The sequence below is a fragment of the Pseudomarimonas arenosa genome (genome assembly GCF_014841215.1).
Lineage (GTDB): Bacteria > Pseudomonadota > Gammaproteobacteria > Xanthomonadales > Xanthomonadaceae > Pseudomarimonas > Pseudomarimonas arenosa.
The window spans coordinates 23,576-38,065 of the sequence record NZ_JACYTR010000046.1 but is presented as its reverse complement, the minus strand read 5'-3'; the positions used below and the strand labels follow the sequence as shown (position 1 = coordinate 38,065).

Annotated in this window: 8 protein-coding genes and 1 pseudogene; 8 read left to right on the top strand and 1 reads right to left on the bottom strand. The window is 62.4% G+C overall.

The genetic code is table 11. The features are described 5' to 3' along the window. The 7 genes and pseudogenes from IFO71_RS16265 to IFO71_RS16235 all read left to right on the top strand — a co-directional run. Positions 1-1,004: pseudogene (locus tag IFO71_RS16265) on the top strand (hypothetical protein); the annotation flags it as partial. 109 nt (positions 1,005-1,113) lie between these two features. Next, positions 1,114-4,101 carry a TraM recognition domain-containing protein gene (locus tag IFO71_RS16260; protein ID WP_192030718.1) on the top strand — a complete coding sequence of 996 codons (2,988 nt, stop codon included), beginning with the start codon at positions 1,114-1,116 and terminating at the stop codon, positions 4,099-4,101. Between the two features lie 96 nt (positions 4,102-4,197). Then, on the top strand, positions 4,198-5,721 hold the full coding sequence (locus IFO71_RS16255; RefSeq protein WP_192030717.1) for a site-specific DNA-methyltransferase: 1,524 nt from the start codon (positions 4,198-4,200) through the stop codon (positions 5,719-5,721). Positions 5,722-5,724: 3 nt separating this feature from the next. Further along, positions 5,725-8,376 (top strand): DEAD/DEAH box helicase, encoded by a 2,652-nt coding sequence (locus IFO71_RS16250; protein WP_192030716.1) that lies wholly within the window; start codon positions 5,725-5,727, stop codon positions 8,374-8,376. Between the two features lie 7 nt (positions 8,377-8,383). Next, positions 8,384-9,214, top strand: coding sequence for an ankyrin repeat domain-containing protein (locus IFO71_RS16245; RefSeq protein WP_192030715.1), 831 nt, complete (start codon positions 8,384-8,386; stop codon positions 9,212-9,214). An 87-nt stretch (positions 9,215-9,301) separates the two neighbouring features. Further along, on the top strand, positions 9,302-10,000 hold the full coding sequence (locus IFO71_RS16240) for a hypothetical protein (protein WP_192030714.1): 699 nt from the start codon (positions 9,302-9,304) through the stop codon (positions 9,998-10,000). Beyond that, positions 9,997-10,902: an ankyrin repeat domain-containing protein gene (locus tag IFO71_RS16235; protein WP_192030713.1), complete on the top strand. Its 906-nt coding sequence runs from the start codon at positions 9,997-9,999 to the stop codon at positions 10,900-10,902. The genes IFO71_RS16240 and IFO71_RS16235 overlap by 4 nt, the downstream gene beginning before the upstream one ends. A 100-nt stretch (positions 10,903-11,002) precedes the next feature. On the opposite strand, the gene IFO71_RS16230 is transcribed toward IFO71_RS16235, so the two are convergent. After that, positions 11,003-12,223 carry a hypothetical protein gene (locus IFO71_RS16230; RefSeq protein ID WP_192030712.1) on the bottom strand — a complete coding sequence of 407 codons (1,221 nt, stop codon included), beginning with the start codon at positions 12,221-12,223 and terminating at the stop codon, positions 11,003-11,005. Positions 12,224-12,420: 197 nt separating this feature from the next. Here IFO71_RS16230 and IFO71_RS16225 point away from each other — a divergent pair, with 197 nt between their 5' ends. Further along, on the top strand, positions 12,421-14,472 hold the full coding sequence (locus IFO71_RS16225) for a type IV secretion system DNA-binding domain-containing protein (protein WP_192030711.1): 2,052 nt from the start codon (positions 12,421-12,423) through the stop codon (positions 14,470-14,472). The last annotated feature ends 18 nt before the right edge of the window (positions 14,473-14,490 follow it).

The window sequence follows — 14,490 nt, the reverse complement described above, 5'->3', positions numbered from 1 at the left end:
TTACGGACCGTGAACAACTGCTCCATGAAGACATCGGCTCCGCGCATCGGGCTTCCTTGCCAGCGGTGTATCTGAAGGATGAGACAAGTTTACGATGCGAGGAGGTATTTCAGCAGCCTGTTAAGGCCGCCAGCGCGGCCGTCAAGGCCCGCGCAGAGGTTCGCCGCCATGCCACTACCGCATCCATCGGCGAACACGATGCCGAGCCGCAGGCGAAGCCGCGGTCACCCGTGGCACCCCGAAGCACCACCCAAGCACCCCGCATCACCCCAACAGGGGGCAACGGTGGTGCGAAGGTGGTCATAGGGGCCGGCGTGGTCATGGTGCTCGCCATGGGCGCCTACCTGGTCCACAAGACCACCGTGGGCAGCAACAGTGAACCCAAGGCCACCGCAACACCCACCGTTTCCCCGAAGGGGGACAAGGACAACCATTTTCGGCCGATGCACCCCGAAGACTACTTGGCGCCCCTGCCGACCCCTACGGGACGCATTGAGCAGCCAAAGCCCGCCGAGGTGTCCTCTCAACCACCGACGCCATCCGTGTCGCCCTCATTAACCCCGAAGGCCCCGACTGCACCCACGGTTTCCCCGAAGCCGGCCGAAGTTCCGCGCGAGACACCGAAGCGCACCGTCACCACCCCAAGCAAGCCGGTGGCACCGGTGGTGAACAACGGTGCGGTCAAGCCACCCAAGGCTGACCCGAAGCCACCGATGGTGGCCCCGGTGACACAAGCCCCACCGACGACCACCGAAACCCCACGCACCACCCCGGTGGTCACAAAGGAAGACCAGCGGAGCGTCATCACCACCGAGGAAACCCGTCGGGGCACCACGCGGGTCAAGGTGGACCTTGGAGCCCTGTTCCGCGGAAAGCCCAAGCCGAGCAGCGAGGAGGCCGCGGCCGAAGAGCCAAAGAAGCCGGGGAAGGTGCGTGGGTGGCTAAAAGACAAGTTTGGCAAGAAAGACGCGGACCAGGCGAAGGAGGACGAGGGCGGCGAATGAGCCGCCCGCATCTCTGTCACCCGCGCGAAGCGCTTGCGCGTTGCGACCCTTCGTCTACTTTGATTACGCAAGCCCCTTGCACTACCCCATATATAAATAAGGAGTCCCCATGTCGCTGTCCAAAAATTTCCAACGCCTGCCGAGCGCTGTTCTGACCTGGCTCGGCGCCCGCTTCATTGCCCCGGTTGAGGCCCTGCCTTTGCCGGTCGCGCCGGATTTTTACGCGGTCCCTTCGGCCCGTGTCATGCCTACGGCGGCCGATTTGGAAGATGGCAAAACTTGCCGCTTCTTACTTGCGCAAGATCACTTCCGTCGGTCTCTGACCCAAGCGGTTGCCAGACAAGCGGCGCTGTTGTCCGCGTCGTTCTTCATCGCGCTGACCGCGGTCGCGATTTGCTTTACCGGCGCTTCCCTGCCGGTCAAAGTCATGACCCTTGGGATGATTGGCATCCTGGCCCTGTTCGTCGTTCCGATGCTGCGCCGCGCGGTGAAAGCCGGCCGAAGCGGCTTGAAGCCGTGGCAACTCGGTCGCTATGCGCCGCTCGATGAGATGGCGCAAGCATCGAAGCAAGAAGCGTGGGAACTTGCCTCACGACACGAGGTTCCATCGCGATTGGACGATGGCCGCGCTATACCCGCGGATCTCCGAGACGCCCAACCGCGGTTCTTCCAAGATGCGCATGGTCGGTCGCTTTCCGGTCGCATGCTGCCCGAAGACCTGCTCGGTTCCATTTCCCCGAGCCCGGCGACACCGCTTGTGCTCATGCTTCTTCCTGCTTTGATCTTGGTCGCCTGTATCGGCCTACTGCTGCCCTTGGCTGCGCTCTCTGTTCTTGGCATGAACTCGAACCCTGCGCGCGGGCCGACGCTGGCCGGATGGGCCGTGCTCTTCGGGGCCGCCGCGCTGACGATAGTGTGCTGGTTGACCACCGCCATTGGCCTTCGGGTCACGCTTGGCGCGCTGTCGCCGGTCGAAACAGGGCGTTCTGCGACCCTGACAGCCTTGTTCCTGCTCGCCTGGTCGATGGCCTTGCCATTGTCAGGCGTGCCCTTTGCGCAACTGTTGTCGGTGGCCGTCAGTATCGCCAGCGTTCTTGCGATGGCCGCAGGCGTGATGCTGGTGGCGGGCATCTGGCTGTTCAAGGAAGAACCCATTAAGAGTTTCAAGCGGGTGGGTTGGTTGGCCCTGGCGGTCGTGGGCGTGGCCCTGGCGCCCGTGGGTCTCGGCTTCCTGCTGCTGGCGTCGTGCATTGGGCTTGTGCCCGCATTGTGGGCGAAGCGCCAGCACCGCAACCGCGTTTTCCAACTTGCCAAGCGTGATGTGAAGTATTCAGGCGAAACGCTGACCGGCACGAGTTTTCAGTCGCACAAAGCGGCCCGCTTGAAGCAAGCCATCGCGGCGGCCAACGACCCGAGCCCCTTCATTCGCCTTGGCATCGCGTCGGGTGCGCTTGCCCATCGTGGCGATGCGTTTGCGCCGGACATCGGTTTGCCCGTCGGTCTGTCCGCCGCCGATTTAAGCACGCATCTCTTTGCGTTCGGTGCCACCGGCACGGGCAAGACCAGCGCGATTTTGCGGCCCATCCTGGCGAACTGGATCAACACCCAAGCGGGTGGAGCGCTGGTGCTCGATGGCAAGGGCAGTTTGCCTGGTGAAGTGAAAGGCATTCCCGGCTACTTGCTCATCGAGGCCACGCCCGGCGACAACACGCCGGTCGTGCCTCTTGGGTTGATTGAGGGGTTAAGCCCGAACGAGGTGGCGCAGACCCTGCGCGATGTGTTCACCAAGGGCGAGAAGCCAAGTGGGAACGGGGCACACTTTCTTGGCATTGCCTATCAGCACTTGAAGCATTGTGGCGTGCTGCTGTCGGCCATGCGTTCGGTGGTGCCGGAAGATCCGACCAGCCGTTGGACCCTCGCGTGCCTCAACCAGTACGCCCAAGATGTCGCGCGTATTCCGTCCGACACCAAGACCGACGCCGAGCCGCCGACGGACCTCGTGCAAATGCGCTGCGATTACTTGCGAAAGATGCACCCCGAGGCCAGCATCGCGGGCACACCGCTGAACCAGGCCATCCAGTGGGCGTTGAACACAGTCAGGGCAATGGGCTCGGATGAGCGCGGCAGCATGCTGACGACTTTCAGCAACTGGATCTCGCCGCTGATGGAACGGCGTGAGTTGTTGGACTGGTGCACCACCGAGCACGGCGCGGATGTTGAGCAATGTTTGCGCGGTGGCATCGTGGGCGTGTCGCTGCCCGAGGCGATGTGGGGCCAGGCGGGCACCGCGATTTCGGCCTTGGTGAAAGCGCGCGTCTTCAAAGCCATCAAGCGACGCGGCGGCGACGGCGATTGGCGCAAGAATGAGCCCAACGCCAATGTGCTGATCCTGGTCGATGAATGCCAGGCGCTCATCGACCGCACCGACGAAGAGTTGCTGCCCGTCGGTCGTTCGCTCGGAGCGCGTTGCACTTACGCGACGCAGTTGATTGAAGGGCTGTACGCGGTGTTGGGTCGGGACAAAGCGAAAACGCTGCTCGGGAACTTCCGGTCCACTGTTGCTTTCATGTCTTCGCACGAAACGCTCGAATGGGTGAGCAATCAAGTTGGCTACGGTGAGCGACTGGTGGAAGAAGTGAAGAGCCTGGTGCCTGCCTTCCGAACGACCGCCAAGACACTGGCAAGCCGCGCGGTCTACGATTGCGACAGCGCGTTGTACGACGACACCGCCTGGCTGCGTGAGGCCGGCAGTCTTTCGGTGGAACAGGATGGCTTGAACCACTTGATGAAGGGCGGTGCCGTTAGTTCGTACGGGGTGGACGAAGCCACCACGCGCGAGAGAGGGGGGCGAGGGCAAAGCGCGGGGCATGTGTTGCGACTTCCAGAAGCCAGCGCGAGATGGGTAAAAAATATCCAAATCTTTGGCCGGGACGAATGGCCGTTGCTCGCGGGCCAGGGCAAGGCCGTGGTCATCTTGAATCGCGCCGGATCGCCACGCCGCGATGTCATCGAGACCAAACCGGTGTTCGACATGAAAGAGGTGTTGAAGCCGGTGGAGCAGGACGCCCAGGCCAAGCCGGTGGCCGAAGCGGCCTAGGCTCGTGTGTGACTTTTCGCACAAGCATGCCGGGCGGCCCGACCGCCCGGCTTTTTTGGCATCATCGAGTCTTCTGACGGACACGGACGCCGCCCTATGCCCCTGTTGAACTGGTACGAGCGCGAAAAAGACCTGACCAAGGCCGCCCTCGCGCCCTTCCGCCTCCTGCAGCCCGTGAAGAGCCTGCACCACGGCGATCCCGACGCACCGAATATGCTGATCCAGGGCGACAACCTGGAAGCCTTGAAGGCCCTGCTGCCGTATTACGCCGGCCAGGTCAAATGCATCTTTATCGATCCACCGTACAACACCAAGAGCGCGTTCGAGCACTACGACGACAACCTGGAGCACGCCCAATGGTTGTCGATGATGTACCCGCGCTTGGAACTGCTGCGCCAGTTGCTGGCCGAGGACGGGTCCATTTGGACTACGTTGGACGACAACGAAGCGCACTACTTCAAAGTGATTGCCGACGAAGTATTCGGGCGACAGAACTTCATTGCCAATGTGATTTGGAGAAAGAACTACTCGCCCAAATCCTCGGCGCGGCATTTCTCGGTGGATCACGACCACATGTTCGTCTATGCGAAGGACGCGGAGAAATGGTCGCCCAATCCGGTACCTCGGACCGAAGCGCAGGATCGCGCCTACAAGAATCCCGACAACGACCCGCGTGGGCCGTGGAAGTCGAGCGACCTGTCGGCGCGCAACTCGTACAGTCTGGGCATTTATCCGGTTACGACACCGAGCGGGCGGGAGATCTCGGGGCCTCCCAAGGGGCGCTATTGGTCCATATCCAAGGACAAGTTGCTCGCTCTGGATGGAGACAACCGTATCTGGTGGGGCAAGGACGGGGCGAGTGCGCCGTCGTTGAAGCGGTTCTTGTCGGACGTGAAGCAAGGTCGGGTTCCGCAGACTTATTGGCCTTACGAAGAGGCAGGGCACACGCAAGACGCCAAAAAGGAGATCGTCGCCTTGTTTGGCGAAGACGTATTTGGCACCCCAAAGCCCGAGAAACTGATGAGGCGCGTGCTCGAAATCGGCTCGAAGCCCGGCGACCTGGTGCTCGACAGTTTCCTTGGCTCCGGCACGACCGCTGCCGTGGCCCACAAGATGGGCCGGAAGTGGATCGGTGTGGAGATGGGTGAGCACGCCAGAACCCATTGCCACCTACGCCTCGCCAAAGTCGTGGACGGCGAGCAAGGAGGCATTTCCGAAGCCGTGGGCTGGCCCGAATCCGGTGGCGGTGGCTTCCAGTTCTTCACCCTTGGTCCACCGGTCTTCGATGAGAACGGGCACATTCGCCCCGACATCAAGTTTGAGCAGTTGGCCGCGCATCTTTGGTTTGCCGAAACCGGCGAGCCGCGCTCCACGCGCGCCAGCAAAGACGTTTTTCTCGGCGTGCACCGAGGGGTCGGGTTCTATCTCTTGTACAACGGCATTCTCGGCGACAAATCCGCCGCGGGCGGCAATGTGCTGACGCGGCGCGTGTTGCGTTCGCTGCCCGAGCACGAAGGGCCCAAGGTGATCTATGGCGAAGCCTGCGCGCTGACCGAAGCGCAACGGACCGAACGCAACATCACGTTCCGCCAAACCCCCTACGACATCAAGGCGCGCTGACCCATGGCTCTCGACCTGAAACTCTATCAAAGGCGTTCCATCGCCACGCTGGCCCGCTACTTCGACGAGGCGCGCATCTCGAACGCGGCCACCGCCTTCGCTAACCAAGTGGAAGACGGTCTGCGGACGGAGTACAGCCCGCTCGCCGGTTTGCCCGAAGTGCCCTATGTCTGTCTTCGCATACCCACGGGTGGCGGTAAAACGGTCATGGGTGCGCATATCATTCGCGTGGCCGGGCGCTCGTATCTCGACCGTGAATATCCGCTCGTGCTCTGGCTGGTGCCCACGACGCAAATCAAGAAGCAGACATTGGACGCGTTTAAGAACGCGCGGCATCCGTATCGCGTTGAGTTGGATGAAGCATTCAACGGGAATGTCACCGTGTTCGACATCGGCGAGTTCACGCAGATTCGGCCGGCGGACCTTGGGACCAAAGTGTGTGTGGTGATTGCCACGGTTGCGGCGCTGCGCGTCAACGACACCGAAGGCCGGAAGGTCTACCAGCACAACGAAAACCTGGAGCCGCATTTTGGCGGGGTGTCTGGCAGCATTGAAGGCTTGGAGCGTGGCGAAAATGGCAAGGCGCTGCATTCGTTCGCCAACCTGCTGGCCATCCATCGCCCGCTCATCATCACGGACGAAGCGCACAACGCGACCACGCCGCTGTCCTACGAGGTCTATAAACGGTTGTCGCCGGCTGCGGTGGTGGAACTGACCGCGACGCCGGACATCAGCAGCAGCAACATTCTGGTGAGCGTCAGCGCGTTCGAGTTGAAGACGGAACACATGATCAAGTTCCCGATTCTGCTGAAAGAGCACCACGACGATTGGCGGGCCGCCATTTCGTCCGCGGTCGCACGGCGCAAGACGCTCGCCACGCTCGCGATGAAGGAAGACGACTTCGTGCGGCCGATTCTGTTGGTGCAAGCGGAAAACGCCCGTGGTGCCGCCACGGTTGAAGAAGTCAAAAAACACCTGATTGACGACGACGGAGTGGCGGAAACCGCCATCGCCATCGCCACCGGAGACCAGCGCGAGTTGGATGGGGTGGATCTCTTTGCGAAGGATTGCCCCATCGAGGTTGTCATCACCAAGCAAGCGCTGAAAGAAGGGTGGGATTGTTCCTTTGCCTATATCTTCGCCAGCGTGGCGCAGGTGCGTTCCGACAAGGATGTGCAGCAGTTGTTGGGTCGCGTGTTGCGCATGCCTTACGCCACCCTGCGGCGGCAAGACGAACTCAACCGTGCCTACGCCCATGTGGTCAGCGACTCGTTTGGTACGGCCGCGGCAGAACTTACCCGGTCGCTGGAACAGATTGGGTTCAATCCGCTGGAAGCGGCGTCCGCGGTGCGGCGGGAAGCGGAAGGCACCGGCAAGTCCGGATCGCTGGAACTGACCGGTGGTGGTGCGGTGGAGCCCGAGCCGCCCGTCACACGCATGGAGGTCAGCAAGGCGCCGGACCTCGAATCCATTCCCGAAGGCGACAGCGGCAAGATCGTGTTCACCCCGAACGACGAAGGGCGCGGCGGCGTGGTCACCGTGACGGGTGAGGTCAGCGAATCCAGCATCGACGCCCTGGTCGCCGCGGCGGCGCCCAAGAAGCAGGACGAGGCGCGCGACACCATGCGCCGCCATCATGTCGCGGTCATGATGACCAAGGCACCGAGTCAGCGCGGCTTGGTCTTCCGTGTGCCTCGCCTATGCATGATGGAACAGGGCGAGTTGGAGTTGGTGGACGAGGGGGCCGTCCACGAAGACTTCGCGTGGGACCCCCTCGAATACCCGGCCGACCTGTCATCGCTGCGCTTGAAAGAAGACAGCATGACCTTCGAAATCAAGTTGCAGAATCAGAAGGTCGAGTACAAAGCGACAAAGGATGATGCCGCGCTCTATTTGCCGGGTTTTGCCCAAGACCGTTCCATCACGGATTTGTTGGGCTGGCTCGACCACGAGATCCGCGAGACCAACATTCGTCAGCCCGTGCTGCGCGAATGGATTCGGCAAGCGGTGAACGGGCTCACCAAGACAGGTTGGTCGCTCGCGCAACTGCTGAAAGCGCAGTTTGTCTTGCGGCGCAAACTCGAAGAGCAACTGATGCTCGGGAAAGCCAAGGCCTACAAGGCGGGCTTTCAACACACCTTGTTTGGTGGTGGGGCGGTCATCGAGACACCCGACGACGACCGCTACGATTTTGTCTATCCCGCCGATGTCAGCCAGTATCCGGCGCGCAATCCCTACATGGGCTCGTACCGCTTCGACAAACACTATTACCCGCTGGTCGGCGATTTGCGCGAGCGCACCGGGCGCGGCGACGAAGCCGAAGAGTTTCAATGCGCGCGCGTGGTGGACCTGCTGGACGAGGTGAAGTTTTGGGTGCGCAACCTGGTCGCGCCGAATCAGTTTTGGATGCCGACCTCGCGGCAGCGCACCTACCCCGATTTCGTCGTTGAGTTGAACGACGGACGGCGGCTGGTGGTGGAATACAAGGGCGGCGACCGATTCAGCAACGAGGATTCGCAAGAGAAGCGCAACGTCGGCGAGTTGTGGGCCCGGCGAAGCGGGGGGCGCGCGTTGTACGTCATGGTGCAAAAGGTCGATGAGAAGGGGCGCGGGATGCGCGAGCAAATCCTGGCGGCGATCCACGGCGACACCTGATGGCCGCATGAAATACCCGCTCGCTCGACCGCTCAAGAAAGTGACGAAGGCGCAAGCGGCGCTCAACCGGCGTTTGCTCGACGCGGCGAAAGCGGGCGACCTGGACGCAGCGCGCCAAGCGTTGGCCGATGGCGCGGACCCGAGTGCGCGCGGCGACTCAACCAAGGGCGACGACGAGACGGCGCTGCACTACGCGGCGCAAGCCAACCATCCGCGCATGGTGCGGCTGTTGCTCGACCATGGTGCCGACCGCACGGCCGAACGCTTGCAAATGGATTGGGATGGCGGCGACGGCGGCGACGGCGACTGGTGCAGCGTGGGATGGACCCCGCTGAACTTCGCGGTTTATCTCGGCGCGCTGGACGCCGTGGCAGAGTTCTTGAAAGACGAACCCAAGCAGCACGCCGACCATTGGTCGCCCCTGGATGCCGCATTGCGAGAAGGGGCGCAGGTGGACCTGGCTGTTGTGGGGCCGCGGTTGTTGGCCTGGAACCCGGATCTGGTGCGCGTGCACAACCTCTTTGAGGATGATGTGCACGAGGGGCGCGGCCAGTGTTTGCTGGTGGCGGCGCTTACGGGCGAACCCTGGTTCACGGTCGAGGGAGAAGCGCGGGTGCGGTGGGTCATCACCCACTGCCTCGACCCGTACGCAACCGGGGATGACAATCTGGACCGCTGCGTTCGTTTTGCCGTGGATCATTTGGACCAGGACCGCGACGAGGCCGGCATCGCGTTTGTCGAGGCCTGCGCCGCGGAACGCAAGCGAGCGGGTTTCTTGGCGGTGGCGAAGACGGTGAACCCGTCGCCGAAACCGAGCACAACGAGGGGCGGATTGTAGCCGCTTGCGCGACGCCCGATTTTTGGGAAGGTACAAGAACCAGGCACCACATCGGGCCAGGTATCATCCTCAATCTTCGGAGTTCTCATGGACACAAACCTGCGGCGCCCCACTCGACAACTCGACAACCTGGAACAAGACCGCGTTTTGGCCGCGTGGGAACAACGCTATGCCAGCGCGGCACCCATCAAGCCCGCTCAACTCATTGCGAAAGACGGCCAGACCTCGGGCGGCCATGGCTTCATCACCAGCCGCGAACTGGCAAGCGGAGATAAGAGCACCACCGATATCGACGACCTCTGCCGCCAGGCCGGCACGAGCCCGCAGGATCGCGAGCGCGCGGAACTGATGCGGAACGCGATGAGCGCTGGCGCCATCTATGGTTCCATCCGCGAGGATGGCCTGATGGCCGACAAGCGCGAACTCGCGAAAGCCCGCGACGAGTACACGCAGCGCTTCACCGCGCTGATTGAGTACGACCAGAAGCACAACCATCCGGTGGCCCAAATGGACCAGCCGGTGCCGCAGCAGTACAGCGAGCGACAAGTCTTCGACTGGATGCATCGAGATGGCCGCCAACCAAGCGCCGACGAAGCCGGGTGGTGCGCCGATGTCGAAGCCATGGGTCGACTTGGACCACCGCAACCCACGCCGAAACCGGGACCGACGGTGCAAGACTTGCGCCAGGCTCAAACGCAATCCCAATCGCAATCCCAAGGCGCATTCGTGCGCGACAGCCAATCGTTGAGTGAGCGCCTGCAGCAGCGCCGAGGGATGGCCGCATGACCGACGACGACATGATCGGTGTATGGGGCACATGGCAAGAAGACGCGCCCTCGCGCGCCGACATCCTGCTGGCGCGAGGCGTGCGTGAGCAGAATGTGGACCTGGTGAAACAGGCCATCGAAGCCGGCGCCAGTCTTCATGCTGACCAGGGCGGGCGTAGCCCGCTCTGGTTCGCCACCATGAACCAGCAGAAAGACATTGTGCGGCTGATGCTGGACGAGGGCGCCACGATGAACACCGCGTTCCGCCACGATGACACGCCGTCACTGACCAGCATGCCCGGTCCGGTGCAAGCGTTTGTTCAAGAGGTCGCCGACAAACCAGAAGACTGGCGGCCGTGGCCGGGCGATTGGGCGATGCACATTCAACGCGGCAACCGCGAAGCCTTCTTGCAGTCCGCCAAGTCATGGAAAGACGAAGACGGGCAATGGTTGCGGTCGGTCCAGGGCGAGGCCACCGAGGCCCTGGAAACCGCGGCGGTGCATGGAAGGTCGGACATCATGGGCTTTCTCGCCGGGGGCTTTGAGCCCACGAGTGGCGTGCTGTTTCAAGCCGCGACATTGGCGGCGCGCTACGGGCAAGAAGAAGCGTTTGAGGCATTGCTGGACACCGGCATGCCGGCCAACATTCGGCACGAGGGCGATCCCTTACTAGCCGCCGTCATCCGCAACGGATGCCCGGATGGGGCGGAAGGTCGAACGCGGCACTGCATTCAAATGCTGCTCGACCGCGATGCGGCTATTTGCGATGAGGTGCGAACGGCCATCGCCGGCCAGCACAAGCACCTGGCGGCGGCGGTGGTGGCCTTGGACCAGCGCCGAACTCTGCTCGGCAGCGCGGCCAGCATGACGCTCATGCCGCCGGTCTGGCGGGTGCAAGAAGGGAGGCGCCAACGATTATGACCCGGCGCGATAGCGTGCAGCCTGGCATCGGAAGATGCCCCAAACCCACGCCGCCTTCGGGCGGCGTTGTTTTTATGAGGAAGAAACCCGCGCTGCCGCGCTAGGCAGGTTCAAGGCCCATCAGCGGGATGGCGGCGCGCTCTTCTTTCGTGAACGCCCCGTTCCACTGCGCGCAGTAGCGGCGCTGGCGCACCAGCAAACCCGCTTGCGAGCGGTCATCGGTGGCCTCGCCAATCCAGCAAATCGCGGCCACCTTGGGGAAGGCCTCGAACACGACATAGCCCAAATCATCATAGAAGCCGCCATGGCTAAACACGGTCACATCATCGACGCCTTCCACTTCCACATAAATCACGCCGATGGCCGCGTCTTTCAGTTGTTTGGCGGCGCCCATCACCTGCTTCTTGATCCAACCGGCATGCTCTTCCGGGGTGAAGCGCGGACCGCGCAGCCATATCGACAACGCGCCTTCCGGCGTTTGGTCGAGCGGCAGAGTGCAGCCGCCGGACCGTGTGTCGTGCGGCTTCATGGCGCGCTGATGGTCGAGCCAGCCTTTCCAGCCGGTCACTGGCCTTGCCATCGGCAACGCTTGCCAGTGGCCGGTCAGGGTGCCGTAGGTCGCGTGGGCCGCCGACCAGGCGCGGCTGGTGCCGTCGGGCAACAACGCCAGCAGTTCCGTCAAGACGGTCTCGCTGTCCAACTTCTCATCGGTCAGAGGCGTGGTCCACTCGATATGCCCACCCAAGCGTTTGCGATCCGCCGCGCTCGCCAGGCTATGCAGCAAGGTGCAGGCAGTGCGGTTGGACAACTGCTCTTTCGCCATGCGCGTCAAACGCTTGCATTCCACCGCAATCGCTTGCCCGTCGCGGGTGGCGACAAACTCGGGGCCCGGCGTGTTGACCGGGTTCCATTCCAGTGTGTACCCGAGACCGGTGTAATGCGCGGCGGTGCGCCATTCCAGTTGCAGCGCCGCGCTGTGCGTCTCGAAGTTGAGAATGCGTTCGACCATCTGCTGCCGCAGTTCGGGCGACAGGCCCGCCTCAATCTGACCGAGCGCAGCGCCCACTTCGGCGGCGCGGTATTCCAACGGCCCGCAGTCCTTCCAACGCAAGCGCCCTATGCCGTTCTTCGTGGCTCTGTCGATGCGGTGAAACGCGCCAAGAAACGGCTGATTTTCATAGATCAGCATTTCGCGGAAGCGATTGGGTGGCGTCAGGCGACCCGACAGTTCCTTGGTGGCTCTGTCGATGCGCGGTTGACCGACGAAATACCGCAGCGTCTTGATGTGCTGCTCAATGTTCTTCTCGGTGATGGTCACCATGGCGGCCGGGCCTCATCAGGCTCTTGGGTGAAAGAAAGTGTGAGGGCTACGCCACCCCTGGACAACCCCTGGACAGCCGCATAGGAGGGTGCGCCTGCCCACCGGTTGGCCGCCGCTGTCCTTGCGTGATGCATGGCGCTTGCGCGTAACGGGTCGCTTGGTACAACGAGGAAAGCCTTCCATCGAGCGCTTTAAGCATGACCACCGAAAAACTTCCCGATGACCTCGGCACGAAAGAGCGCACACTGGTGATGCGTGGGTTTGGCCCGAGGCCCACCCACCTTTCCCCGCGCGACCGATACCTGGACTTGCGCACTCCTGTTTTTCTCGGCGTGCTGGTGACAAGCCTGGTGGCGCTGATGACTTTCACCGCGCTGCACCTGGTGCCCATCGCCCGCCCGCCGCTTGGCTTGAAATCGGCGTTGATGGAAGCCGCACGCCTCATGCTGTACGCGGTCACATTGGGCAATGCGCACCTTGGCCCTTGGATGAGCCAGACAACCAACGACCTGGCGCAAATGGGTCTGATATTCCGCACGACTTTGGCGGCGTTCGCGGGTCTCGGTGTGGGCGGATGGATCGTGATGCAGCAGAAGCCCACTGTCGGCTATCGCCATGTGTCCGGCATCCAACTGCGGCGCGGGTGGGAGGCCGAAGCCGAAGCGCGAAAACAATCGCAAGGCTTGTGCGGACACTACGAGCCATTCTTGAACCTGCACCCCGATTTGCCGTTGCCGAAAAACCACTGGACCAAGCACGCCATCTTTCTCGGTGGCGTCGGCTCGGGCAAGACGCAGATCCTCTGGCCCATCGTGGATCAGTTGGTGAAAGGGCATCGCAAACTCTTCTTGTATGACGTTAAAGGCGACTTCACCCAAGGTTTGGTCGCCGACCGCAATCCGCGCGCCACCATTGTCAGCCCTTGGGATGCGCGAAGTGGCGTATGGGATATCGCCCTGGAACTCGCGCACGACCGGCAACTCATTCAAGCCTTCGCGACCGCGTTCATCCCTGAACAGGGCGGTTCCTCGTCCGCCTTTTGGACCGGCGCCGGGCGCACCGTCATGGCGGGCATTCTTGAATGCCAATACGCGCTGTTTGGCACTGCGTGGGGCTGGACCCAACTGGCCGAGAGTTTGGCGCTGCCCGCGGCGGATATCAAAGGCCTGTTCGAACTGGTCAAGAGCGACTACGCGAGGGTGCTGTCGCAGGCCGACCTGGCGGTGATTGACCAGGCGCTCGCCGTGATTGGCGATGACCCGAACAGCGCGACCGCGCAAAGCATCTTCGCCACCATCGCGGCGGCTTCGAGGTCGATGGCGATACTGTCGGCGGCGTGGGGCGTGGCCGACAGTTTTGCTATCGAGCGGCAACGGAAAGCGAAACGCAAACGCTGGTTCACGATGCACGAATGGGTCCACGCAGATGAGCGCCAACTTGGACCCAAGAAGCGCCTCATCGTGCGCCAGGGGGCGGATCGCGATACGACAGGCAAAATAATCCGAGCCTTGGTGGATGTGGCGGCCACACACATTGTCAGCCCGACATTGCCCGATGACGAACACGGCCGCACGCTGGCCTTCGTTATCGACGAATGGCCGACCCTCGGCAAAGTGGAATCCTTACCCTCGCTGATTGACAAAGGGCGAAGCAAAGGATGCGTGTGCATTCTCGCTGCGCAAGATACAAATCAGATCCAACTTGCCTACGGGCCAGAGCAATCGAAAGCCCTGATCTCGATGGTCGGCACGCATGTGATTTGCCGCATGGCGATGGGGGAAAGCCGCAAAGCGCTGGCGCAAAACTTCGGCACAAGGAAAGTGCTCGTGTATGGAGCATCCGAGACATCCAGCCCAAGCGGCACAAGTCAAAGCGGCAGTTGGAAAGAAGAGGCGTGGGCCGTCGTGCCCGACACCCATTTGAGCAGCGAGGTAGGGCTGGATCTGACCAATCCGAAACGCCCGCTCATCAAGGCCATCGTTTCGCTTGGGTCCGACCCGCTTCTCTTACGATGGCCCATCTTTCAGGCGCCGAAGATCGGCCAAGCCGATTGCCCGGCCGCCTGGACCCTGCGCACGAACCTCGACGCCATCGACCATCAACGACGGTCGAGCGTCAAGGTGGCGGTGGCGCTTGGACAGAAGAAGAGCACAGGCGATGGCGGAGGCGGCACCGACCGCGAGACAGCGGCCGACCGTGAACCGGAAAGCAGCGCGCTGCCGTTTGGCTTGCCCGATTTCCTGCGCTGACCGGGGCCCCTGGCTTGC